This window comes from Pseudomonas sp. Irchel s3b5, assembly GCF_900187435.1.
Taxonomy (GTDB): domain Bacteria; phylum Pseudomonadota; class Gammaproteobacteria; order Pseudomonadales; family Pseudomonadaceae; genus Aquipseudomonas.
Genome location: NZ_FYDY01000030.1, coordinates 35,749 through 59,658, shown reverse-complemented (window position 1 = coordinate 59,658; position 23,910 = coordinate 35,749). Strand labels below are relative to the sequence as shown.

Sequence of the window (23,910 nt, the reverse complement as noted above, 5' to 3'; positions counted from 1 at the left end):
CCAAGCTCAGCACTGAGGGCTCGCTCGATCAAAGCCTTCTTGAACGCCGCAGAGGCGTCCTCAATGGCTTCAGCGGTCATCGGTCCATCGGTGAATTGCTCGAGCAGCTCTTTCGGGATTTTCGGTAGTTCTCGCAACGCGGGTTTCTTTTTGGTTGGCATACATGCACCTCTTACTCATGTTATGCCCGAACACAAAATTTCTGACACCCCCTGGCAGCTGTACGCAGGTTAGCAGACCGGGGATCTAGCAAGCCGGCGCGCCCGAAGGCGCCCTGCGCACAGCTACCATCAAGAGCAGGCATGGGAATGCCTGACTGATTGCGCTTGTGCACTTCACTAGAAAACCACAGGGCTGCTAAACCCGATCACTGACAATCAGTGACCCGATTCAAGTTACCGACGACCCCCAAGGCGCACAAGCCGGCGGATTCTGGCGTACCCGTAGGCAACGGCGCAAGGTCTTGTAGCTTTCATCAAGTAACCTACAGCGCTTTTAAACAAGCCCCTGCGCCGTGATGCTTGACACGCGAAATCGCAATCACCTCTAGGGACATCGACGTTAACTGCACCGGAAGAAATCCGACGAATAACCGCAGGTACCTGTCAACTTTGACAGTTACGCCATTTCGTAAATCGCTGTTTACTGTTCCCACGCGCAGAACGACGGGAAGCGTGAACGTAGTGCCCGATATTTTCGGTCTGCTTTTCGAGCCTATGCGCCTCGCAATATCCGGGGCGACAGGTGTGAATAACGGAGAGCGAACATGGCAGGTTCAGATAAAAAAGAACAAAGGCTTGATGCAGGTAAATCCACGGCCGGCGGGAATGTGCCTTTTGTGGTCCAGGACCCGGATGTCAGCCACATTGTGATAGATGCAACGGGACTCATTCTCCGCAAGACGCTTGATACCGATCAAACAATAACCATAAACACCTGGAGCGGTTCGCTTCCGACTAATCCTGACTATACGGAATATTTCAGGCTCCAGATTGCGCGTGCGAACAGTAACGAATGGACGCTTGTTGGAACGGAACATACCTACGTTGGAGGGGCCACATGGGTGCCACTGGTATTCACCCTCACGAGTGCCTGGTTTCTGGAGCCTGAAAATGAAGGCGGCTTTGATCTCAGATATGAACATCAAAACTATAATGAAACACAAGACCATTCTGGCCGTGTTCGTATCTTTATCGACAAAATCCCGCCCAACGGCGCGACCCCTCCGAGTAAAATGGTGTTCACGTTCACGCCTCCGATTACAGATGCCACGTTCGGTACGGATGACTTCCTCGAGGCGACGATTCCCAACTGGACCGGCGATGCCGTGGGGACTCATGTCGCCTTCGCATGGCTGAAAGATGAGTTGCCCGAGGATCCTGAAGAAATCGTTTTTATTGGACCCGTACCCATTCTTGGCGGCGGCAAGGTACAAATTCCGAAAGTCAAATTCATCGAGGCAGGGGATGGCCTGTGCTGTGGCGGTTATGTCCTGATCGACAAGGCTGGCAATATCAGCGGGTTGTCCCGGTACGAACTCATCTCCGTGGCACTTGACGTTCTGCCTCTCCCACCGTTGTCAAAACCCACCGTGTTAGACCCGACCCCTGCTGATGGGGAGCTTCGCCGCGAGGATATTATCGATGGCGTGCTGAAGGTTCATCTTGACCACGTCAACAACGGTAAGAACACCGACATCGTCGTTGTCGAATGGGAGGGCCGGAAGATCGAACCCGGAACGCCTCTGGGGGCGAATCCCTCCGGCGGGTTTGAAATTCTGGTGCCATGGAACATGATTCTGCAGGCCTATGGAAACGCGAAGGGACCCGTCGATACGAAGGTTAGCTACACAGTATTTCGTGGTGTAGAACCCTTTCCTTCGGTTGTGGAAACCATCAAATGCAACCTGTCCATCCCCGGCCCGGTCAACCCGAACCCGGAGCCTGGAAACCCCAATCTGGAAGTGGTCAATATTGTGGGTAAATCAGATGACCCTAATAAATTGATCGATACCGATGAGGATGAGGATGTCTTCGCCAAAATAAAGCTTGTTACGCCGCTGGAGGATGGAGATACGTATCAGGTCATGTGGAACGGAACACCCATTGGCGATCCGCGTGTGATCGATCTCACCGACGACGAGGTGGGGGACACTATCGAAATCCCGCTTGACTGGGACATCATCCGCGGCGAAGGCCCGGATATTGCCATGCCGGTGTGGTACGTGCTGACCCATGCAGATCATGCCAATCCACAAGAACCCAAGCTCCGTACACCCGTCGACATTCAGTTCTTGGTGCTGAAATTGCCGCCTGCCGAACCGCTGCATCCCAGCAGCGTCGGCAACTTAAACTGCAATTCATTGCGCTGGAATGCTGGCGGCACCGAATACGGCTTTGAGTACCGGATTCCACCGAGTGCTCATCTGAAGCCGGGCGATGACGTAGAAGTCGTGTGGAATGCTTATAAGGACTTCAACGATCCTTCGACAATTATCTCCGACGCCCAGAAAAAGCACACCTTTACTGACATCACCGACGACCAGGCGCAAAACGGGATTGTCTGGCTTATCGAACCCTATGCCACTCACATCCTGCCTATATTCGACGAAGACAATGTTATCGACTGGGGAAAAGGCAACGTGACCTACACCATCACGGGCAAACCCGCCGCTTCGCTACCACCCAACACCAAGGTCGGGCTGAATCAGGGTGAAGGGAGCTGCAACATTCCGACAAAACCTTGAGCAACCACGTGCAACGGTAACGCCGGAAGGGAGGCGGGTGTCGCACCGGCACCCGCTTTCTGTAGTGCTCAGTCCGGATTACTCCTACAGACGAGTAATCCATAGCCCTATAGCCTGCGCGGCCTTCTCCTTTCGCCTACCTGGGGTGCCTGTATGCCTACTGTTCGATTGTTCAAGCTGAATCCGCTGGCCCGTGCCTTGAAGGTGCTCTCCGTTACACCGTTTTTGCTGTTTTGCGATCTAAGTCATGCACGGGTTCTGAACCCAAACGAAGTGCTGAACATTGATGGCGGTACAGCCCCCGATAATTACGTGCTGAACGGTGATTCGACCCTCAATGCCAACGGCGCTCAAACCCGCGATATCGCGGTCAACCAATCGACCCTGAATCTCAAGGGCAGCGCCGTGCAGGCGACCGGTGCCAATGGCGTTCATGTGAATGCCGGTCGGGCGGACATTGCGGGCAGTAATATTTCCAGTGATCGGGTCGGTCTGGCCATCAGCCGTGATGCGGCGGCCACTCAAGGTGGCAGCGCGACAGTCAGCGACAGTGCGATCAGTGGCGCAACCGCTGGCGCCACGGTCAACGCGATGAGCAGCTTGACATTGCAGCGGTCGACGTTGACCGGTACTGGCGCCAATGGTACCGGCTTGCGGGTTTTCGACGGTACTGCCACCGCGACGGACAGTACGATCACCGGTGGCGGCAACGGCATTCAGATCGCCAATGATTTACAGGTCAGCAGCCCCAGCACGCTGGTTTTGAACAACACCGATGTGACCGCGCTCAACGGCTCGGCGATTGTCGTCGACACTGTCAATGCGCAGCCCAGTCAAGCCAACATTGCCGTGACCAATGGTTCAACGCTGACGGCCAGCAACGGCATTTTGATGGATGTGCGTAGAGGCGCAGAAGGTAATTTACGGGTCGACAACAGCACGCTGGTCGGCGATATCGTTGCGGATGGGAGCAGCACGGCCCATGTGCTGCTGGAGAACTCGGCGACCCTGACCGGTCGCCTGGAAAATGTGCAAAGCCTGGCGGTCAATAGCAATGCCAAATGGGTGATGGTGGGTGACAGTAAAGTGGGTGATCTCACCCTAAATGGTGGCGGCATTCAGTTCGGCAACCCGGGCGAGTTCTTCAAGTTGTCGGTCGATAGTCTGTCGGGCTCCGGCGGCACGTTCTATATGCACAATAATTTTGCCACCGGGCAAATCGATACATTGGTCGTGACCGGGAACGCGACAGGTAACCACCTGATCGATCTCGAAAGCAGTGGCTCGGAACCCCTGGCGGCAAGTTCCACGCCCGTTGTACAGATCGGCTCCGGTGATGCCCAGTTTGCGCTGAGTAAATTTGTGGACTTGGGCGCTTACTCCTATGACCTGGTCAAGCAGGGCGATACCGATTGGTAACCACTGGGGTTTAACGGGGAGATCTGTGAAGCTCAGTCAGGTCGTTATTTTCTGGGTAACGGATATCGAGCATTTAATCCTGTGCTGATGAGGTTTCAAAGTCCTGATGATTTAAGTCCTTTTGGGGAAGGTGGGGTGAACGGGTATGCGTATTGTGGAGGAAATCCGGTTGGTAACATCGACCCGGACGGGCATTCTTGGTTTTCGTCGCTATGGAGGAATGTTACCCGTCCATTTCGCGCATCCAAACCTGGTTCAGTAAATATCAAAGGATCGGTAGGGTCACAGCCAATAAAAAAGCCCACTAGAATGGAAACGCTCAACGATGTCAAACTTGGAGGGCAGAAGGCTAATAGAGATATTCTTGGTCAGCTGATAAAAAATAAACCCAACGTAAAAAAATATCTGCGGCGCACAAGCAGCGAGCCGAGCTGAGAGTTAAGCTCGAAAAAATAAACAGTGAAATTAACGCTGAGGCTAAATCTACTGCTGATGTTCTCACTGAATTTGATTTTTCGATAGGTGATGACTTTAAGCGGGGCGGTGGACGGAGACCAATGAAGGAAGTTACTCCTAGGCAAGTCAAAAATAAAGAAGTTACTCAATATGTTAATTCGATTAGGAGTGATGTACTTTTTTGATGTATATGTGGTTACTCAATCAACCCTTGAGCGGTTTTTAGAATTGGCTTGAGTCTAACTTGTTAATTCACTAACGCGCGCAAACTCAACCAACCCACCGTCATGGTCAAGCCCCAACTTGTCCATGGCGGTTCTTTTTTGGCGGCTGATGGTTTTTTCACTGCGGTTCAGTTGCGCCGCAATCTGTCGGCCGGACAGGCCCTGAACAAACAACCGCACCACCTCCAGCTCACGTTCGGAAAGACTCACCTGCGCGGCGTCAGCTGTCTGTCGCGATAAACCTTGCGCCTGCAGCCCTTGCGCAAATGACGGGCTTATAAAACGTCGTCCCTTGATCACTGAATGCACGGACTGTTTAAGGTCATTCAGCGCACTGCGTTTATCGAACAACCCCTCCACGCCGATGTTGAGCAAGGCCTGGAGCAAGGTCGGGTTGCGCAACATCGTCATGACGATCAACTGCACGTGATTGAAGTGCCTTTTTACATAACTCATCAACTTCAGCCCATCGGCAAAATTGCCATAAGGCATGGAGTAGTCACTGATCAGCAAATCGCAGGGTGTGCTCTGCAAGTGTCTGATCAACTCATCAGCGTTGTGTGCCTGGGCAACAATCGTAAAAGCATCGCCGAGGGCGACTTCAGCGCCCATCAGTACCACGGGGTGGTCGTCGGCGAGCATGATGCGAAGGGCTTTGTGCGGGCGGTGCCTGTGCGATACCGGCGTATCGTCACAGGCGCTTGGCCGGGAGGGGGAGGGAAGTTGAGCGTGGGGGGGCTGGTACGAATTCATGCAATGCCTCAACAGGGATCAATGACGCCATGACCACTGTTGCGGGACGGGTTCAGGGCATGTGAATCAAACCCTGCTCCAGCGCCCGGACGACTGCGGTCCAGCGCGAACTCACGCCGAATTTTCGGCGAATGTTACAAAAGTGATAATTCACACCGGACTCGGTGCAACAGACGATCCGGCTGATCTCCCAGGACGACTTGCCGGCGGCGCTCCACTGCAAGACTTCTTTTTCGCGGGTCGTGAGCTTGATCGCGGGTGCTATTTGGTTTTCCTGGGGCTCTGGGTTGATCTGGGCTGGCGATGAACGAACTGCGGTGGTGTGTGGTTGAAACATGGTGGAATCTCCCATTCATCATCATTGACGGCGAGGGCGCGGCGGAATCTTCCTACATCGTAATGGCATGGTTCGCGCGGCCGTTTTTCAAGCCTGGTGGTGGGGCTTGAGGCACGGTTTTTTTATAGCGCTGATCAACCTTTTTGGCACCTGTCAGAAATTACAGGTGGCGCACTTTAACCGGCTATTAGGTGAAGGGCTGTCAGCGAAGCCGGCCTGAGTTGTGGGAGATTTCCTTGTTTAGTCCGTGTCCTACAGAGGCGGCGTAAGTTTTTACCGTCCGTCGATTCACACACAGAGCTGGCGTGTTCGGCGATTTCAGATAGGGTTGAGCTCAGGATTTTCGCGCAACAGGAGCAGACCATGCGCTATTCAGCCTTGACCCAACGCATCGCCGGTGACGGAGCGGCGGCCTGGCAGATTCATGATCGAGCGCTGGCGCTGCGCGAGCAGGGCGTCGATGTGCTGTTGCTGTCGATTGGCGATCCGGATTTCGATACACCGCGGCCCATCGTTCAGGCCGCGATCGACAGCTTGCTGGCCGGCGACACACACTATCCAGAAGTGCGTGGCAGCGCCGGGCTGCGCAATAGCATCGCCCGCCGTCATCGGCAACGCAGCGGTCAAGTTGTGGAGGCCGAGCATGTCATCGTGTTTCCCGGCGCGCAGTGCGCGGTGTATTCGGTGGTGCAATGCCTGCTCGACCCGGGCGATGAAGTGATCGTCGCCGAACCGATGTACGTGACCTATGAAGGCGTGATCGGCGCTTGCGCGGCCACGGTGGTTGCCGTCCCCGTACGACCTGAAAACGGCTTTCGCGTCGATCCGGCGGATGTCGCGGCGCGTATTACGCCGAAGACTCGGGCGATCTTGCTCAACAGCCCTAACAACCCGTCCGGTGCCAGCCTGTCGCTGCCCATTTGGCAGGCACTGGCTGAGTTGTGCATTCGTCACGACCTGTGGCTGATCAGTGACGAGGTCTACAGCGACTTGCTGTTCGAGGGCGAGCACATCAGCCCCGCGAGTTTGCCGGGCATGGCCGAACGCACCGCGACCATCAACAGCCTGTCCAAGTCCCACGCCATGAGTGGGTGGCGGGTCGGCTGGGTGATCGGGCCGAAACCCATGGCCGATCATTTGGTCAATCTGTCCTTGAGCATGTTGTTCGGCATTCCGGATTTTGTGCAGAACGCCGCGCAATTGGCGCTCGATCATGACCTGCCGGAAGTGGCGTCGATGCGCGAGGAATATCGGCAGCGACGTGATCTGGTGTGCTCAAGTTTGGGTCAATGTCCTGGCCTTCGACCTATTCGACCAGATGGTGGGATGTTCGTGATGGTCGATGTGCGCCAGACCGGACTTTCCGCCCAGCATTTTGCCGAGCGACTGCTCGAAGGTTATGGCGTTTCAGTGCTGGCGGGTGAAGCGTTTGGACCGAGCGCCGCAGGGTATATCCGCATCGGCCTGGTGGTGGACCAAACCAGGCTGGCCGATGCCTGCCGGCGTATGGCGTTGTGTGCTGCGGGTTTGCTGATATCGCAAGTGACGTTGGCGGTAACACAACCTTCTGGTGCAGTCAGTCGCGGTTGTAGGAGCAAGCTTGCTCGCGAAGGCCGTTAACGATACCGCGTGCACGCCGGATGAACGCGGCGTTGTTGAGACCATCGCGAGCAAGCGTGCTCCTACGAGCGATCAGGATCTCAGGCCATCCACACCTCGGTATTCACCAGATTCGCCGGCCGCTCACCGGCCAGCGCCGCCAGCAGATTGTCCACCGCACACCTGGCCATCGCTTCCCGCGTTTCATGGGTGGCCGAACCGATGTGCGGGGTCGCCACCACATTGTTCAACTGCAACAACGGTGAGTCAGGGTTCAGCGGTTCGCGCTCGAATACATCCAGGCCCGCTGCGCGAATCTGCCCTCCACGCAAGGCCTCGATCAACGCCGCTTCGTCGACGACTTTGCCCCGGGAAATGTTGATGAAGATGCTGTCGCGCCGCATCAGCGCAAACTGCTCGGCACCGATCAGGCCCTCGGTTTCGGCGGTCAGCGGCAAGGTCAGGCAAACGAAATCCGCTTGCTGTAATAGCTCGCCAAGGCTGCGGTACTGCGCATTGAATCGCTGCTCGACCGCCGGTTTCGGCGAATGGCTGTGGTAGATCACCGGCATGCCAAAGCCGAAATGCCCGCGCTGGGCTAAGGCCTCGCCAATGCGCCCCATGCCGATGATGCCCAGGGTTTTACCGTGCACGTCACTGCCGAAATGTGCGGGGCCGATGTTGCGTTTCCATTCGCCGGCGCGAACGAGATTCGCCAGTTCGACCACGCGCCGGGCGGTGGCGAGGATCAGCGCGAAACCGGTGTCGGCGGTGGTTTCAGTCAGCACGTCGGGGGTGTTGCTGAGCAGGATGCGCCGCTCGGTGAGGTAGTCGATGTCGTAGTTGTCGACGCCCACCGAGACACTGGCAATGGCTTCGAGGTGCGGCGCCCGGTCCAGCAATTCGGCATCCAGTTTCAGGCTGGCGCCGAGCAAACCGTGGGCGCGGGGCAGGGCGTCGCGCAGTGTTGCCATGCCTTGCGCATCCAGGCTGTCGATCAGCGTGACTTCAGCCTGCTCGTGCAGGCGAGCCATGAGCAGCGGCGAAAGTTTTTTGTACAGAACGATCTGCTTTTTCATCTTCATGATCTCAACTTCAATTCAGGAATGGGCGGTGGCGGCACGCGCTATCGTAGGCCGCTCCCGGTCGCTGGCGCCGGGTTTGAGGAGCACCGTCAGCACCACCGAAAGCATCAGCGCACCGCTCATCAACAGGTACGACGCGCCGGGCGAGCCGGTGGAGCTGTTCAGGTAACCGACCAGATAAGAACCGCCAAACGAGCCGAGCGCGCCCATGCTGTTGATCAGCGCCATGGCGCCACCGGCGACGTTGGCTGGGAGGATTTCCGGGATGATTGCGAAGAACGGCCCGTACGGTGCGTACATGCAGGCGCCGGCGATCACCAGCAGCGTGTACGACCACCAGAAATGTTCTGCGCCCAGCGCGTAGGAACCGTAGAAGGCAATGGAGGCGATCAGCAGCGGTGGCCAGACGAAACGTTTACGTTTTTGCAGTTTGTCCGAGCCCCAGGAGACCAGCAGCATGCCGATGACGGCCGCCAGATAGGGCAACGACGACAGCCAGCCGGCCTCGATCATGTCCATTTGTGCACCGGCCTTGAGAATCGACGGCAGCCACAATACGAAGCCGTAGACGCCGATGCTCCAGCAGAAAAACTGCAAGGCCAGGATGATCACCTTGGGCGAGCGGAACGCTTCGGCGTAATTTTTTACCGCTTTGATGCCGACCTGTTCGGCGGCCAGGGCGCTTTCCAGATCCTGTTTTTCCTGGTCGCTGAGCCACTTGGCCTGGGCCGGACGATCATCCGCCAGGCGCCACCAAATGAATGCCCAGAGCACCGCCGGCAAACCTTCGACGATGAACATCCAGCGCCAGCTGTAATGCTGCACCAGATAGCCCGAGACTACCGACATCCAGAGCATGGTCACCGGGTTGCCGAGGATCAGGAAAGTGTTGGCCCGCGAGCGTTCGGCGCGGGTGAACCAGTGGCACAGGTAGATCAGCATCGCCGGCATCACCGCCGCTTCGACCACGCCGAGCATGAAGCGGATGACGATCAGCCAGTAGGCGTTGGAGACGATGCCGGTCAATGTCGCCAGGCTGCCCCAGAGGATCAGGCTGACGAAAATCAGCTTCTTCACGCTGTGCTTTTGCGCGTAGATCGCCCCCGGGACCTGGAAGAAAAAGTACCCGAGGAAGAACAGCGCGCCGAGCAGCGAGGACAGTCCCGGGGTGATCATCAGGTCGGCGGCCATGCCCGATGCGGCGGCGAAACCGTAATTGGCACGATCCAGATACGCCAGGCTGTAGGTGATGAACACAATGGGCATGATGTACCACCAGCGGCGGGTGGCGAGCGTTGCGGTTTTCATGAGTGGTGCTCCTGAGCTTGTTGTTTTTGTCGCAGCAGGTAACGGTTTAACTCTTCAGTGTTTGTGCTGGCTTCATCGCGAGCAGGCTCGCTCCTACAGGGGAGCGCGTTCTAATGTGGGAGCGAGCCTGCTCGCGATGGCGGTCTCAAATTCAGCGAGCATTTCGGTACGGGTCGGCAACCCCTCCATGTCTCCGCGGCTTTGCACCGCTCGGCTGCCAACCCAGTTGGCCCGTTGCACGGCCTCGGCAACGCTGTGGTTTTCCAGCAGGGCGCTGATCATGCCGACGGCAAAACCATCGCCAGCGCCGACGGTGTCGACCACTGTCTGCACCGGTACGCCGGCGACGAAACCGGCATTCAGCTGCGTGCGGTAATACGCGCCGTGCGGCCCGAGCTTGATCGCCACGGCTTCGGCGCCCTGGTCGAGGTAAAACGCGGCGATGTCGGCCGGGTCTTCGAAACCGGTCAGCAACCGACCTTCACTCAGCCCCGGCAGCACCCAATGGGCGAGGGCGGCGAGGCGGTTGATCTCGGTAATCATCAGTCGCTCGCTGGCCCACAGGCTCGGGCGCAGGTTGGGGTCGAACGACACGCTGCGCCCGGCATTGCGCATGCGGCTCATCAATTCGAAGGTCATGTGCCGCGCCGTTTCTGACAATGCCGGGGGAATGCCAGTGGCGTGCAGGTGCCGTGCGTTGAGCAGTTCAGGCACGATCGAATGCGTCGACAAGTGACTGGCCGCCGAGCCTCGTCGGAAGTACTCGACGACGGGATCGCTGCCGTCATCGGCGCGGGACTTGAATTGAAAACCGGTGGGGTGAGCGCTGTCGATGTCGACGTGGCGGCAATCCAGGCCTTCTTTTTCCAGGGTGTCGATGACGAATCGACCCAGGGAATCGGCACCAACCCGGCTCAGCCACGCCACATTGAAACCCAGCCGAGACAAACCGATCGCGACGTTGCTGTCCGCACCGGCAATGCGTTTGTGGAAAGCGTCAACGCTGGCCAGGTCGCCGGTATGCTCGGCGACGAACATCGCCATGGTTTCGCCGAACGAGAGGATATCGATCTCAGACATGAGCGCTCTCCCGTTGCGATTGGCCGAGGCGGGCGAGGGCGCTGACATGTGCGGTGGTCAGCTGCACCAGATCGTCGCCTTGCAGCGGATATTCCACGGCCCGCATGACGTCCTGGTTCATGTGTCGCAGCAGGCGTTCCCACTGTTGCAGATCGCTGGCGGCAGGCGGGATGGCGACCAGTTTGCCGTCGGCGCGGCGGGTGACTGCTTTGCAGTGCACATAACCGACATAACGGCCGAGCAACCGTGCGGCGCTGGTGGCGGACTGATCCTGCCAATGCCAGTTGCCGATATCGAAGGTCATTTTGATCGGCAGCTCGTGCTGATCGACTTCATCGAAAAAGCGTTGGAAAGGTTCGATGCGACCACCCTGCAGGGTTTGATCGTTCTCCACTAGCAGTTGCACGGGGCTCGTATCAAGCAGTCGGGCCAGGGTTTGCAGATCGCTGTTGTCGGTGAAGTAACCCAACGAGACTTTCAGCCACTTCGAGCCAAATGCCTGGGCGCGTTGCAGGGCGCTGACCAGTTCGGGATTGGGTTTGGATTGCCCGGCCAGCCACAGCTCCATTGGCGAGGAATACACGCTTTCCAGGCCTTGGGCTTGTGTGGCTTGTGCCAGTAGCGCGGGGGCTTCAGTGGTCAGTAGCTCTTCGCGCCATTCAATGCGGGTGGCGCTGGCGGCAGCCAGTATGTCGATGAAACTGCCCTGGCCTCGCTCGCGCACCAGATCGGCGCCGTAGCTGGAGAGGCTGATGGAAACGGCTGGTGTATTCATTGTTTTTCTACCTCTGAAACCGGTTTCATTTTTGTTCAAAAAAATAGGCGGTGCAGCTGACGGCCTCATCGAGAATCCCCAAGGGTCGACCCTCTCACAATCAACTGCGCCGAAAAATCCAGTGTCCGCACCGCACTGTCATCCCCGCGCAATCGCTTGAGCAAACACTCAAACGCACTCGCACCGATATCGGTGGTCGGCTGGGCGAGGGCGGTAATACCGCTGCCTACCAGCGGATACCAATCCAGGTCATCCAGGGCGATCAAACCTACGTCCTCAAACAGCTTGCACTTGAGCTCACGCAACGCATGGGTACTGGCCAGTGCCGCAACCCCGTTGGCACAAAACAGCGCTTTCGGACCGGGGCCAGGTGTATCGAGGAAGGTTTTCAGCTGCGCGGTCAGTTCGCTGCCGGTTTCGATCGATGTGCCGTGCAGGACCGGGTGTTGTTCGATTTGAGCCTTGAAGCTGCTGACCCGTTCGATCCGTGAACTGGTGCCGTCGAACGGCTCAGTCACCATCAGCACATCGCGGTAGCCGCGTTCTTCAAGATGGGCGAGGGCCATGGCCACCGCTGCCGGGTTGTCCAGCCCGACCATATCGCTTTCAAGATGCGCGACCTTGCGATCCACCAGCACCAAGGGCATTTCCCGATGCAGGTCGTGCAATTCGTCACGGTGATGGCCGAGGGTGTTCACGATCAGGCCTTCGATGTTGTACGAGCGCAGCAGGGCCAGGTGCTGACGTTCCTGCTCATCGTCGCGGTCGGTGTTGCACACCACCAGGCTGTAACCGTGCTGACGGCAGGCGGTTTCCACCCCGTGCATCACGGCGATTGAATAAGGGTTGCGGATGTCTGCCACCAGCATGCCGATCAGGCGCGTACGCCCGCGTTTCAGGCCTCGGGCCATCTGGTTCGGGCGATAGCCCAATTCGGCGATGGACTGCTCGATGCGCTGGGCAATGGCATCCGAGAGCAACGCGCGGTCTTCGCCGATGAACCGCGACACGCTGGCCTTGGACACCTTGGCGTGTTCGGCCACGTCAAGCATGGTCACGCGGCTGCGCTGGGCGGCGGAAAAATCGTTCACGGTCGATAACCTTCTTATTGGATTTATCAGGCTGAGCGCGTGGCGCTGAAACCGGTTTCAGAAGACACCAGAAACGAATCTGCCGTCAAGCACTCGATGGCGCAGCGCCCGATAAAAACCGACAAATGGAAATCAGGCCAGCACACTCAACCCGGCGGCCGTCAGTTGAACAACCCTGCCGCAATGTTGATCGAGAAACCGAGGATGGCGGTGTTGAACAGGAAACCGATCAGCGATTGCGCCAGCACAATCTTGCGCAGTTCCCGCGTGGCCACGCCGACATCGGAGGTTTGCACCGCGACGCCGATGGTGAACGAGAAGTACAGGAAGTCCCAGTAGTTCGGTGTCTCCAGGCCTTCGGCAAAGCGCAGCGCCGGTTCCTTGCCGTCCCAGGTGTAAAACAGGCGAGCGTAGTGCACGCTGAAAATCACCCCGATCAACAGCCACGAGCCGAGCACGGTGAAGGCGATGAAACCGTAGTGGAGCAGTTTGCGGGTGGTTTCCAGGTCTTTGCTGCCGGCCAGTTCGAAGGTGATCGTCGCCAGGCTGGCGAGCGCGGCGATGCACACGACCAGCAACACCAATCCGGCGTTTTCGTCTTCGATTTCGGCGATGCGTTTAACGTCCGTGGCTTTGGAGCGCACGACGAGCCAGGACATCAGGATCAGGTAGGTCCAGACGCCGGCATTCCAGCCGAAGAGGATTTTGCTGATGATCGAATCTGCCGGCATCAGAATACCCACCACGATGCCCAGCAGGATGGCGGCGGACAATCGCGGGTGGGTGTGGGTGAGGTAAGACATGGAGGCTCTATGGGTTGTGGCTTTGCCAACACCTTAGCCCAGGTGATTATCGGATGCGTACGAATCATTGTAGGAGCCGGCTTGCCGGCGATGAGGGCCTTGAGTCATGCGCCGCTTTTTCGATCGCCATCGCTGGCAAGCCAGCTCCTACGGGGGGGGGTTGGTTAGTGTTTGCGGACCAGTTTCATCACCACCACGAAAAACACCGGGACAAACACTACGGCCAATGTCGCGGTGATCATCCCGCCAATCACCCCGGTGCCGATGGCTTGTTGGCTTGCGGAGCTCGCGCCGGTGGCAATCGCCAATGGCACTACGCCGAGAATGAACGCCAGCGAGGTCATGACAATCGGCCGCAACCGCAGGCGTGCCGCTTGCAGGGTGGCGTCTATCAGGTCGTGGCCTTCGTCGTACAGGGTCTTGGCGAATTCGATGATCAGGATCGCGTTCTTCGCCGACAGACCGATGATGGTGATCAACCCGACCTTGAAGAACACATCGTTGGGCATCCCGCGCAACGTCACCGCCAACACGGCACCCAGCACGCCCAATGGCACCACCAGCAACACCGATGTCGGGATCGACCAGCTCTCGTAGAGCGCCGCCAGACACAGGAACACAATCAACAACGACAAACCGAGCAGGATCGGTGCCTGGCTGCCGGACAAGCGTTCCTGCAACGATAAACCGGTCCATTCCTGGCCCAACCCTGCCGGGCCTTGCGCCACCAGTCGTTCGATTTCGGCCATGGCCTCGCCGGTGCTGTGACCGGGTTGCGGTTCACCGGAAATGGCGATGGCCGGGTAGCCGTTGTAACGGGTCAATTGCGCCGGCCCCTGGGTCCATTTGGCCTGGACGAAGGCGGACAGCGGCACCATTTTTCCGTGGATGTTGCGCACGTGGATCTTCAGCAAGTCGTCTACCTGACTGCGTTGATCACCTTCGGCCTGCACCACCACGCGTTGCATCCGCCCCTGGTTCGGGAAGTCGTTGATGTAGGCCGAGCCGACGGCAGTGGACAGCACGTTGCCGACGTCGGCAAAGGACACGCCCAAGGCGTTGGCTTGTTTACGGTCCACGATCAACTCGACTTGGGGCGCTTCGGCCAATGCGCTTTCCCGGACGTTCATCAGGATCGGGCTTTTTTCGGCGGCGGAGAGCAATTCGGTGCGCGCTTCCATCAGCCGCGCATGACCGAGACCGCCGCGATCCTGCAAGCGAAACTCGAAGCCGCTGGACGTGCCGAGGCCATCCACGGGCGGCGGCAGTACGGCAAAGGTCACCGCGTCCTTGATCTGACTGAGGGCGATGTTGGCGCGGTCGGCAATGGCACTGGCCGAATCGTCGCTGCTCCGTTCGGACCAGTCATTAAGCGTGCTGAAGGCGAGGGCTGCGTTCTGGCCGCTACCGGAGAAGCTGAAACCCAAAATCACCACGCTGTCGCGAATACCCGGCTCGGTCGCGTTGTGCGCTTCGACTTGCTCGGCCACCTGCACCGTGCGGTTCTTGCTCGCGCCCGGTGGCAGTTGAATGTCGGTGATGGTGTAACCCTGGTCTTCCACCGGCAGGAACGAGGAGGGCAGACGACTGAAGGCAAAGCCCAGCCCCACCAGCAGCACGCCGTAGATCAGCAGGTAGCGCCCGGTACGTTTCAACGCATAGGCGACCCAGCCTTGATAGCGGTCGGTCAGTTGCTCGAAGCGGCGGTTGAACCAGCCGAAGAACCCGGTTTTTTCGTGGTGTTCGCCTTTGGCAATCGGCTTGAGCAGCGTCGCGCACAGCGCCGGGGTCAAGGTCAGGGCGAGGAACGCCGAGAACAGGATCGAGGTCGCCATCGACAGCGAGAACTGCTGATAGATCACGCCCACCGAGCCCTGCATGAACGCCATCGGAATGAACACCGCCACCAGCACCAGGGTGATACCGATAATGGCGCCGGTGATCTGCGTCATCGCTTTGCGTGTGGCTTCCTTGGGCGACAAGCCTTCGGTGGCCATGATCCGTTCGACGTTCTCCACCACCACAATGGCGTCGTCCACCAGTATGCCGATGGCCAGCACCATGCCGAACATGGTCAGCACGTTGATCGAAAAGCCCAGCGCCAGCATCGTTGCGAACGTACCCATCAGGGCGACCGGCACTACCAGCGTCGGGATCAGCGTGTAGCGGATGTTCTGCAGGAACAGGAACATCACCGCGAACACCAGCAGCATCGCCTCGCCGAGGGTGTAGACCACTTTGGTGATCGAGACTTTGACGAACGGCGAGGTGTCGTACGGGATCGAATATTCGACGTTGGCCGGGAAGTAGCGCTTGAGTTCGTCCATTTTCGCCCGCACCAGGGTCGCGGTGTTCAGGGCGTTGGCGCCGGGCGACAACTGCACGGCGACGGCGGTGGACGGCTTGCCGTTCAGGCGCGTGGAGAACTGGTATTCCTGACTGCCGATCTCGACCCGCGCCACATCGCGGATGCGCACCGTGGAGCCGTCCGGATTAGCCTTGAGCACGATGTCGGCGAACTCTTCCGGTGTCGAGAGCTGACCTTTGACCAGAATGGTCGCGGTGATTTCCTGGGTGGTGCGGGTCGGCAAGTCGCCGATGCTGCCGGCTGAAACCTGGGCGTTCTGCGCGACGATGGCGGCATTGACGTCGGCCGGGGTCAGGTTGAAACCGATCAACTTCCGTGGATCGATCCACACCCGCATGGCGCGTTCGGCGCCGTACAGCTGCGCCTTGCCGACGCCGTCGAGACGCTTGATCTCGTTCATCACGTTGCGCGCCAGGTAATCGCTGAGTGCGACGTCGTCGAGCTTGCCGTCGCTGGACGTGAGGGCGATCAACAGCAGGAAACCCGAGGACACTTTCTCCACCTGCAAGCCTTGTTGAATCACTGCTTGCGGCAGGCGCGACTCCACGGCTTTGAGGCGGTTCTGCACATCGACCTGCGCCAGTTCCGGGTTGGTGCCCGGTTGAAACGTGGCCTTGATGGTGGCGCTGCCGAGGCTGCTCTGGGATTCGAAATACAGCAGGTGATCGGCGCCGTTGAGTTCTTCCTCGATCAGGCTGACCACGCTCTCGTCCACGGTCTGCGCCGAAGCGCCCGGGTACACGGCGTAGATTTCGATCTGCGGCGGCGCGACGTCGGGGTATTGCGCCACCGGCAATTGCGGGATGGCCAGTGCACCGGCCAACAGGATGAACAAGGCAACCACCCAGGCGAACACCGGGCGGTCGATAAAGAACTGCGGCATAAACAAGCGTCCTGCTTACTGACCAGAAACCTGGGCAAGTGGAAGAGGGGTGTCGTCGATCTGCACTTTTTCGCCGGGGCGGGCGTGTTGCAGGCCTTCAACGACAATGCGGTCGCCTGGCTTGAGGCCGCCGGTGACGATCCAGCGATCGTCCTGCACAGCGCCCAACTCGACCGGTTGCTGCGCGACCCGCTGTTCGGTGTCGAGCGTCAGCACCTGGGCGATGCCGGCGCTGTCACGCTGAACGGCCCGTTGCGGCACGCTGAGACCTTGCTGGTTGACCGCTTGTTCCAGGCGTACCCGCACGAAGCTGCCGGGCAGCAAGTCGAGGTCGGGGTTGGGGAACTCACTGCGCAGAATGATCTGCCCCGTGCCCGGGTCGACGGAAATGTCGCTGAACAGCAGTTTGCCCGGCAGCGGGTAAAGGGTGCCGTCATCCTGAATCAACGTGGCTTTGGCCTGACCCTGGCCGACCTGCTGCAACTGTCCGGAACGGAAGGCCCGGCGCAGGTCGTTGAGTTCGCGAGTGGATTGGGTCAGGTCGGCATGGATCGGGTTGAGTTGCTGAATCAGCGCCAGCGGTGTGGGTTCGTTCTGCCCGACCAGTGCGCCTTCGGTGACCAGTGCACGGCCGACACGCCCTGAAATCGGTGCGGTGACCGTGGCGTAACCGAGGTTCAGTTTAGCCCGTTCTACGGCGGCTTTACTGGCGGCGACTTCGGCGGCGGTTTGTCGGGCGTTGGCGCGGGCGTTGTCATACTCCTGACCGCTGATGGCCTTGTCGTCGATCAACTGGGCGTAGCGCTGTTCCTGCAACCGGGCCTGGAACGCATTGGCCTCGGCCTTGCGCAAGACGGCTTCGGCGCTGTCCAGGTCAGCCTTGAACGGCGCCGGGTCGATACGGAATAGCACGTCGCCTTTTTTCACGTCGCTGCCTTCACGGAACGTGCGCTGCAACACGACACCCGCGACGCGTGCGCGCACTTCGGCGATACGTGGCGCGGCAATCCGCCCGCTCAGTTCGCTGCTGATGGTCAGCGGATGGGCTTCGAGGGTCTCGATGCGCACGGTGGCCAGCGGCTCCGGTTCATCGGCACTCGAGGACTTGTCACAGGCGCCCAGCGCCAACGCCAGTGCGATCAGACTGAGCCTGGCAAGCAGATTTTTTGACATGAAATACCCCAATAAAGACCCCAGCATCCTACTGGGCGACAGCGAGGGTAGCGGTGAAGCTTTGTTGGTGCTGTGTGAAATTGTGTAAGGGTTTTACTCAGGGGTGGGTGAGGGCGTATATCCTGCACTTCTTGAAATTTATTGCGTCTGTGAGGTCGCTATCGCTGGCAAGCCAGCTCCTACAGGGATTTTCAGCTCACGACCTGTAGGAGCTGGCTTGCCAGCGATAGGGCCGGAACAGACGCCACTGCACTTTCTGGAACACCCATGCCCAACATCCTCCTGGTCGAAGACGACACCGCCCTCGCCGAACTGATTGCCAGCTACCTGGAACGCAATGGCTACTCCGTCAGCGTGATCGGTCGCGGTGACCACGTGCGCGAACGTGCGCGGACCAGTCCGCCGGACCTGGTGATTCTCGACCTGATGCTGCCCGGCCTCGACGGCCTGCAAGTCTGCCGCTTGTTGCGCGCCGATTCGGCAACCTTGCCGATCCTGATGCTCACGGCCCGCGACGACAGCCACGATCAGGTGCTGGGCCTGGAAATGGGCGCCGACGACTACGTCACCAAACCGTGTGAACCGCGCGTGTTGCTGGCCCGGGTGCGAACGTTGTTGCGGCGCAGCAGCCTCAGCGAACCGCTGACCGCCAACGACCGCATTTTGATGGGCAACCTGTGCATCGACCTGTCCGAGCGCACGGTGACCTGGCGCGAACAGTTGGTCGAGCTGTCCAGCGGCGAGTACAACCTGTTGGTGGTGCTGGCCCGGCATGCCGGTGAAGTGCTGAGCCGCGACCAGATCCTGCAACGCCTGCGCGGCATCGAATTCAACGGCACCGACCGTTCGGTGGATGTGGCTATTTCCAAGTTGCGCCGCAAATTCGATGACCACGCTGGCGAGGCGCGCAAAATCAAGACGGTGTGGGGTAAGGGCTACCTGTTCAGCCGTTCCGAGTGGGAATGCTGAGCGGATGTTCAGAATCCTCTTTCGCTTGTATGTCGTGACTATCGTCTCGTACAGCGCGGCAATCTATCTGGTGCCGGACCTGGTGGTCAGGGTCTTCCAGGAACGCTTCGTCACCTACAACCTTGATTACTCTCGCGGCTTGCAGACGTTGATCGTCAAGCAGTTTCATGCCGTGCCCGCCGATCAGTGGCCGGCCCTGGCCGCGCAGATGGACAAAGAATTCGATCCGCTGCACATCGTCCTCAGCGGCAACGACGACCCCGGTTTATCCCTTGATGAGCAGCAGCGCTTGCAGCGCGGCGAGAATGTCGTGCGCGTCGGCGACTGGGGCTGGCGTACATTGGCGGTGGCGCCGCTGAATGATCGGACGGTGGTGCAAATGGTCGTACCACCGGACCCGATGGACGTCAACCTGTTGTACTGGAGCATCAACGTGCTGATTGGCGCGACCATGCTCGCCTGTCTGCTGCTTTGGTTGCGCCCGCACTGGCGCGATCTGGAGCGCCTGAAGGGCACCGCCGAACGCTTCGGCAAGGGGCATCTGAGCGAGCGCACGCAAATCGCTCCGAGCTCCAACATCGGCAGCCTGGCCAATGTCTTCGACACCATGGCCGGCGACATCGAGAACCTGCTCAACCAGCAGCGGGACCTGCTCAACGCGGTGTCCCATGAACTGCGCACGCCGCTGACTCGCCTGGACTTCGGTCTGGCGCTGGCCCTGTCCGACGACTTGCCGACAGCCAGCCGCGAGCGTTTGCAGAGCCTGGTGGCGCACATTCGTGAACTCGACGAACTGGTACTGGAATTGCTCTCTTACAGTCGTCTGCAAAACCCGGCGCAGTTGCCGGAACAGGTTGACGTGTCGCTCGATGAATTTATCGACAGCATTTTGGGCAGCGTCGATGACGAGCAATCACCGGACATCGTCATCGACGTGCTGCTGCACGGCCAACTCGAACGCTTCAGCCTCGACCCGCGCCTGACGGCACGCGCCCTGCAAAACCTGTTGCGCAACGCCATGCGCTATTGCGAAGAACGCATCCAGATTGGTGTGCAGGTGTACGCCGGTGGGTGTGAAATCTGGGTGGACGATGACGGCATCGGCATCCCCGAAGACGAGCGCGAGCGCATTTTCGAACCGTTCTACCGCCTTGACCGCAGCCGCGACCGCGCCACGGGCGGGTTCGGTCTGGGGCTGGCGATCAGTCGCCGGGCGTTGGAAGCCCAGGGTGGGACACTGACGGTTGAAACCTCGCCGTTGGGTGGGGCGCGATTCAGGTTGTGGTTGCCGGCAGCGGGCTGAATTCGACGAACGGCAGCGTGTGCGCTGCGCATGAATCCACGAACTGTCATGTTTGACAGTTGCGATGCCGGCAACTTGCGCGTTTCATTGGCCCGGTGCAGTCAAGCGGACGACAAGGGTGGGAAGCAGGGATGAGCGCGCCAACAATAACAAGATGCGGTCTGGGGACGATCAGTGCGATCAGGGACGTCAGGATCGACTCTGCGTCGACGTGTTTTGCAATGGTCAAGCCTGAGGACGATTTCTGCGCCTGCGTGGCGATCAGGTTAGCGGCCGGGATCACAACCGCCGGCCAGTGCTTTCTGGTCGGTGACAAGGTGCAGTACACGCTGATGGCGCGGCCGGGAGAGTTTCCGCGTGCACAACACCTGGTAAAGCTTCAGGCCGACGATGGGGCTGTGTAAGCGTCAGGTCTTCGCCTCACCACACCACCATCAACCTGCCTCATTTGCCGACAGGATTGGATTTATCCAGCCAGGCCAGCAGCGCCTGATGGAATTTTTCCGGTTCTTCCATTTGCGGCGCATGGCCCATACCGGGGAACTCGATCAGCGTCGAGTGAGGAATCATCTTCGCCACCTGTTTGCCGAGTACGTCGTACTGGCCGATTTTCGCCTTGACCTCGGGTGACGCGATGTCGCTGCCGATGGCTGTGGTGTCGGACGTACCGATCAACAACAGGGTCGGCATTTTCAGGTTGGGGAATTCGTAAAACACCGGCTGGGTGAAAATCATGTCGTAGACCAGCGCCGAATTCCACGCGACCTGGGTATGCCCCGAGCCTTTGTTCAGGCCGGCGAGCATGTCCACCCAACGATCGAAATCCGGTTTCCAGCGGCCGCCGTAATAGGTGTTGCGCTCGTAGGTGCGAATGCCGTCGGCGCTGAGCTTGAGTTCGCGCTCGTACCATTGGTCCACCGTGCGATAGGGCACACCGAGGGCTTTCCAGTCTTCCAGGCCAATCGGATTGACCATCGCCAGTTGCTCGACTTGCTCGGGGTATTGCAGGGCATAACGGGTGGCGAGCATGCCGCCGGTGGAGTGGCCGAGCAGGGTGGCTTTCTGGATGCCGAGGGCTTTGAGCAACTGCTGGGTGTTACTGGCCAGTTGCTGGAAGGTGTATTGGTAGTTGTCCGGTTTGCTGGAGGTGCAGAAACCGATCTGGTCCGGTGCGATGACCCGGTAACCGGCGTCGCTCAGGGCTTTGATCGAACGCTCCCAGGTGGCGCCGCAGAAATTCTTGCCGTGCATCAGCACCACGCTGCGACCGTTGGCCTTGCCTTGCGCGGCGACGTCCATGTAACCCATTTGCAGGGATTTACCCTGGGACTCGAAGGCGAAATGCTTGAGCGTGTAGGGATACTCGAAACCTTGCAGCTCGGGACCATACACCGGGCCTTCGGCGTAGGCAGTGAGGGGCAGGGCGGTGGTCAGCAGCAGGCCGGATAACCAGCGGGGGAACGGCAGCGACATGGGGAACTCCATCAGGCATCCGCCGATGCTGGATCGGCTTGATTAGGGCGACATTAAACAGGCAACAGCCACCCTTATTGGTTCAACCCATCCAGCCCAGCGTCGCCAGTGCCAGCACGCCATAACGGGCCCCTTTGGCGAGGGTAACGATCAGCAGAAATCGCCCCAGCGGCTCGCGCATCACGCCGGCCACCAGGGTCAGCGGATCGCCAATCACCGGCAGCCAACTGAGCAGCAACGACCAATGACCTCCGCGCTGGTAGTAAATCCGGGCTTTTTCCAGACGCTCCGGGCTGACTGGAAACCAGCGCCGATCGCGAAACCGCTCGATACCGCGTCCCAGCCACCAGTTAAGCAGCGAACCGAGGACGTTGCCCAGCGTCGCCACCCCCAGCAACAGCCAGATATCGTACCGGTCGCTGGCCAGCAAACCCACCAGCACGGCTTCGGACTGCAAGGGCAGCAATGTCGCCGCGCCGAACGCGGCAAAAAACAGCCCGATGTACGCTCCGAAAATCAATGCGCCGGGTAGTCCGCGACCACTACGTCAGAGCCATCCTTTTTCAGGCCGATGACCTGATAGGCATCGCTCATACCGTCCATTTCCATCCCGGGCGACCCCATCGGCATGCCGGGTGCGGCGACGCCCAACAGATCGTCGCGTTTGCTCAGGGCCAACACTTGATCGGCAGGCACGTGGCCCTCGACAAATTTGCCGTTGATCAACCCGGTGTGGCACGAGGCCAGGCGCGGCGGTACGCCGTGTTGTTGCTTGAATGAACTCATGTCGGCTTCAACGTGATCCTCGACCTTGAAACCGTTGGCTTCCAGGTGGCTGATCCATTTTTTGCAGCAACCGCAATTGGCATCGCGGTGGACTTCGATCGGGATCAGGTCGGCGGCCTGGGCCAGGGAGGAAACAAACAGGGCGCTCAGGGCGATCAGGCGTAGGTGGGTTCGCATGGGCATTCGTCTCGGCTAACGGGCAAAAAAACGCATTCTGACCGTTTTCCCCGGTCAGGCATTCGATGAGTGTTTCAAAGTGCTACAGCTCGATCATCGTGGATCAATGCTGTCAGCCGGATGAGGGGAACATTACAACGTTGTCAGGTTGTCGCTCGAGCGCCTGTGCTGGCGCGCAAGGGGTGAAAAATCTCACGGTTATCGCCGCAACGAAGCCAAAACGCTTCATCGTCTGTAACATGAGGCCCCGCCAAGTCGGACACATTTTCAGTTTCAGGAAACCGCAATGACTCAGTCGCAACGTTTGAAGTATTCGATTCTGATCTCCCTCGTCGTGCTGGGGATCATGTTTGGCCTTTCGTGGTTGCAGAACACCGGCGCGATCAGCGAAAAAATGTTCCAGTACATCGCCATCGGCGTGGCGGTGGTCGTGGTGGTCATCAATGGCATGATGCGCCGCAAGGTCAAGCCCTGAAATCCAGGGCCCTGGCTTGATTATTCGAGATGGAGCATAGCGGCAGCCTGTGGGTGCAGGCTGTAGCTTTTGTCCGGGTTGAGGACAATCACACCTTCGCTGCACAGGCGCTTCAACACTTCGCGCACGCTTAGAAATGACAGCGGGATATCCAGCTCCAGCAAATGGCTGTGCACGCCCCGCACGCCCAGGCTGCGGTCGTTGTCGGCGGCCGAGAGCAGGGCATCGATGACTTTGAGACGAATCAGACTGGTTCGCAGACCAAAGCTCTTGAGCAGAACCCTGATCCGATCGTTACCGTGGCGTTCGGTGCGTGGCTCGAATACGCCGACTCCCAAGGAAGTACCCTTTGGCGCGTTGCTACCGTCCGCTGGCAGTTGCGAGTTGTACATTGCAAAACTCCTTTTCAGAGCCTGATCAGGAAAAAATAGGCGCTCTCGTATAACTAGACGTTTGAGCAGCCCGAATCATGAAGCTTTAAATGTAGAAATTTTGTCGAAGCCATGTGATCAGGCTGTAAGCCCCCGCGCCAATACGCCGTAAACCCTAAATTTTTTGTGTGTGCTTCGTCCCTATAGGGAGGTGCAGTGCCTGTCCGTACAGCAGCGCTGTGGCCATCGTTTTTTT

Annotated in this window: 21 protein-coding genes and 2 pseudogenes; 8 read left to right on the top strand and 15 right to left on the bottom strand. The window is 59.0% G+C overall.

Translation table 11 applies throughout. The features are described from left to right. Positions 1 to 161: pseudogene (locus tag CKW15_RS23675) on the bottom strand (IS256 family transposase); the annotation flags it as partial. Between the two features lie 605 nt (positions 162 to 766). Between CKW15_RS23675 and CKW15_RS23670 the strand changes: the two are divergent. The 3 genes from CKW15_RS23670 (at position 767) to CKW15_RS29195 (ending at position 4,600) form a co-directional block, all read left to right on the top strand. Continuing rightward, positions 767 to 2,746: a hypothetical protein gene (locus CKW15_RS23670; protein ID WP_095152751.1), complete on the top strand. Its 1,980-nt coding sequence runs from the start codon at positions 767 to 769 to the stop codon at positions 2,744 to 2,746. A gap of 153 nt (positions 2,747 to 2,899) precedes the next feature. Continuing rightward, positions 2,900 to 4,165, top strand: coding sequence for a pertactin-like passenger domain-containing protein (locus tag CKW15_RS23665; protein ID WP_095152750.1), 1,266 nt, complete (start codon positions 2,900 to 2,902; stop codon positions 4,163 to 4,165). Between the two features lie 3 nt (positions 4,166 to 4,168). Further along, a complete protein-coding gene (locus CKW15_RS29195) occupies positions 4,169 to 4,600 on the top strand; it encodes an RHS repeat-associated core domain-containing protein (RefSeq protein ID WP_095152749.1) in 432 nt (143 codons plus the stop codon). Between the two features lie 260 nt (positions 4,601 to 4,860). Here the strand turns inward: CKW15_RS29195 and CKW15_RS23655 are convergent, their stop codons facing one another. Next, positions 4,861 to 5,487, bottom strand: a complete 627-nt coding sequence (locus CKW15_RS23655) for a response regulator (RefSeq protein WP_256583271.1) — start codon at positions 5,485 to 5,487, stop codon at positions 4,861 to 4,863. Positions 5,488 to 5,650: 163 nt separating this feature from the next. Next, a complete protein-coding gene (locus CKW15_RS23650) occupies positions 5,651 to 5,935 on the bottom strand; it encodes a helix-turn-helix domain-containing protein (protein WP_095152754.1) in 285 nt (94 codons plus the stop codon). Positions 5,936 to 6,298: 363 nt separating this feature from the next. Between CKW15_RS23650 and CKW15_RS23645 the strand changes: the two are divergent. Beyond that, a pseudogene (locus tag CKW15_RS23645) lies at positions 6,299 to 7,468 on the top strand (pyridoxal phosphate-dependent aminotransferase); the annotation flags it as partial. Positions 7,469 to 7,635: 167 nt separating this feature from the next. Here the strand turns inward: CKW15_RS23645 and CKW15_RS23640 are convergent. The 8 genes from CKW15_RS23640 to CKW15_RS23605 form a co-directional block, all read right to left on the bottom strand. Continuing rightward, positions 7,636 to 8,613, bottom strand: a complete 978-nt coding sequence (locus CKW15_RS23640) for a D-glycerate dehydrogenase (protein WP_095152753.1) — start codon at positions 8,611 to 8,613, stop codon at positions 7,636 to 7,638. Between the two features lie 21 nt (positions 8,614 to 8,634). Beyond that, positions 8,635 to 9,927, bottom strand: a complete 1,293-nt coding sequence (locus tag CKW15_RS23635) for an MFS transporter (protein ID WP_095152747.1) — start codon at positions 9,925 to 9,927, stop codon at positions 8,635 to 8,637. A 93-nt stretch (positions 9,928 to 10,020) separates the two neighbouring features. Beyond that, positions 10,021 to 11,007 carry a sugar kinase gene (locus CKW15_RS23630; RefSeq protein WP_095152746.1) on the bottom strand — a complete coding sequence of 329 codons (987 nt, stop codon included), beginning with the start codon at positions 11,005 to 11,007 and terminating at the stop codon, positions 10,021 to 10,023. Continuing rightward, on the bottom strand, positions 11,000 to 11,782 hold the full coding sequence (locus CKW15_RS23625; protein ID WP_095152745.1) for a sugar phosphate isomerase/epimerase: 783 nt from the start codon (positions 11,780 to 11,782) through the stop codon (positions 11,000 to 11,002). The genes CKW15_RS23630 and CKW15_RS23625 overlap by 8 nt, the downstream gene beginning before the upstream one ends. Before the next feature lie 65 nt (positions 11,783 to 11,847). Continuing rightward, positions 11,848 to 12,873, bottom strand: coding sequence for a LacI family DNA-binding transcriptional regulator (locus tag CKW15_RS23620; RefSeq protein ID WP_095056058.1), 1,026 nt, complete (start codon positions 12,871 to 12,873; stop codon positions 11,848 to 11,850). Between the two features lie 161 nt (positions 12,874 to 13,034). Next, positions 13,035 to 13,676 (bottom strand): DUF1345 domain-containing protein, encoded by a 642-nt coding sequence (locus tag CKW15_RS23615; protein ID WP_095152744.1) that lies wholly within the window; start codon positions 13,674 to 13,676, stop codon positions 13,035 to 13,037. Between the two features lie 164 nt (positions 13,677 to 13,840). Further along, a complete protein-coding gene (locus CKW15_RS23610) occupies positions 13,841 to 16,927 on the bottom strand; it encodes an efflux RND transporter permease subunit (protein WP_095152743.1) in 3,087 nt (1,028 codons plus the stop codon). Between the two features lie 15 nt (positions 16,928 to 16,942). Next, the gene (locus CKW15_RS23605; protein WP_095152742.1) at positions 16,943 to 18,100 is read right to left on the bottom strand and encodes an efflux RND transporter periplasmic adaptor subunit; all 1,158 of its coding nucleotides are present in this window, start codon (positions 18,098 to 18,100) and stop codon (positions 16,943 to 16,945) included. A 267-nt stretch (positions 18,101 to 18,367) separates the two neighbouring features. Between CKW15_RS23605 and CKW15_RS23600 the strand changes: the two genes are divergently transcribed. The 3 genes from CKW15_RS23600 (at position 18,368) to CKW15_RS23590 (ending at position 20,776) form a co-directional block, all read left to right on the top strand. Next, positions 18,368 to 19,069, top strand: coding sequence for a response regulator transcription factor (locus tag CKW15_RS23600; RefSeq protein WP_095152741.1), 702 nt, complete (start codon positions 18,368 to 18,370; stop codon positions 19,067 to 19,069). 4 nt (positions 19,070 to 19,073) lie between these two features. Next, positions 19,074 to 20,372: an ATP-binding protein gene (locus tag CKW15_RS23595; protein WP_095056062.1), complete on the top strand. Its 1,299-nt coding sequence runs from the start codon at positions 19,074 to 19,076 to the stop codon at positions 20,370 to 20,372. Positions 20,373 to 20,593: 221 nt separating this feature from the next. Continuing rightward, entirely contained in the window at positions 20,594 to 20,776 is a 183-nt protein-coding gene (locus CKW15_RS23590; RefSeq protein WP_143498505.1) for a hypothetical protein, read from the top strand. A gap of 40 nt (positions 20,777 to 20,816) precedes the next feature. Here CKW15_RS23590 and CKW15_RS23585 read toward each other — a convergent pair whose 3' ends face one another. From CKW15_RS23585 to CKW15_RS23575, 3 genes are all read right to left on the bottom strand, one after another. Further along, positions 20,817 to 21,845 carry an alpha/beta fold hydrolase gene (locus tag CKW15_RS23585; RefSeq protein WP_095056064.1) on the bottom strand — a complete coding sequence of 343 codons (1,029 nt, stop codon included), beginning with the start codon at positions 21,843 to 21,845 and terminating at the stop codon, positions 20,817 to 20,819. An 82-nt stretch (positions 21,846 to 21,927) separates the two neighbouring features. After that, positions 21,928 to 22,362, bottom strand: coding sequence for a YqaA family protein (locus tag CKW15_RS23580; protein WP_095056243.1), 435 nt, complete (start codon positions 22,360 to 22,362; stop codon positions 21,928 to 21,930). After that, a complete protein-coding gene (locus CKW15_RS23575; protein ID WP_095152740.1) occupies positions 22,362 to 22,808 on the bottom strand; it encodes a DUF411 domain-containing protein in 447 nt (148 codons plus the stop codon). Before CKW15_RS23575 ends, CKW15_RS23580 begins: the two co-directional genes overlap by 1 nt. 286 nt (positions 22,809 to 23,094) lie before the next feature. On the opposite strand from CKW15_RS23575, the gene CKW15_RS23570 reads away from it, so the two are divergent. Further along, complete coding sequence (locus tag CKW15_RS23570; protein WP_095056066.1) at positions 23,095 to 23,283, top strand: hypothetical protein; 189 nt, start codon at positions 23,095 to 23,097, stop codon at positions 23,281 to 23,283. 20 nt (positions 23,284 to 23,303) lie between these two features. On the opposite strand, the gene CKW15_RS23565 is transcribed toward CKW15_RS23570, so the two are convergent. Further along, entirely contained in the window at positions 23,304 to 23,675 is a 372-nt protein-coding gene (locus CKW15_RS23565) for a fe2+ zn2+ uptake regulation protein (protein WP_095056067.1), read from the bottom strand. Positions 23,676 to 23,910 lie beyond the last annotated feature (235 nt).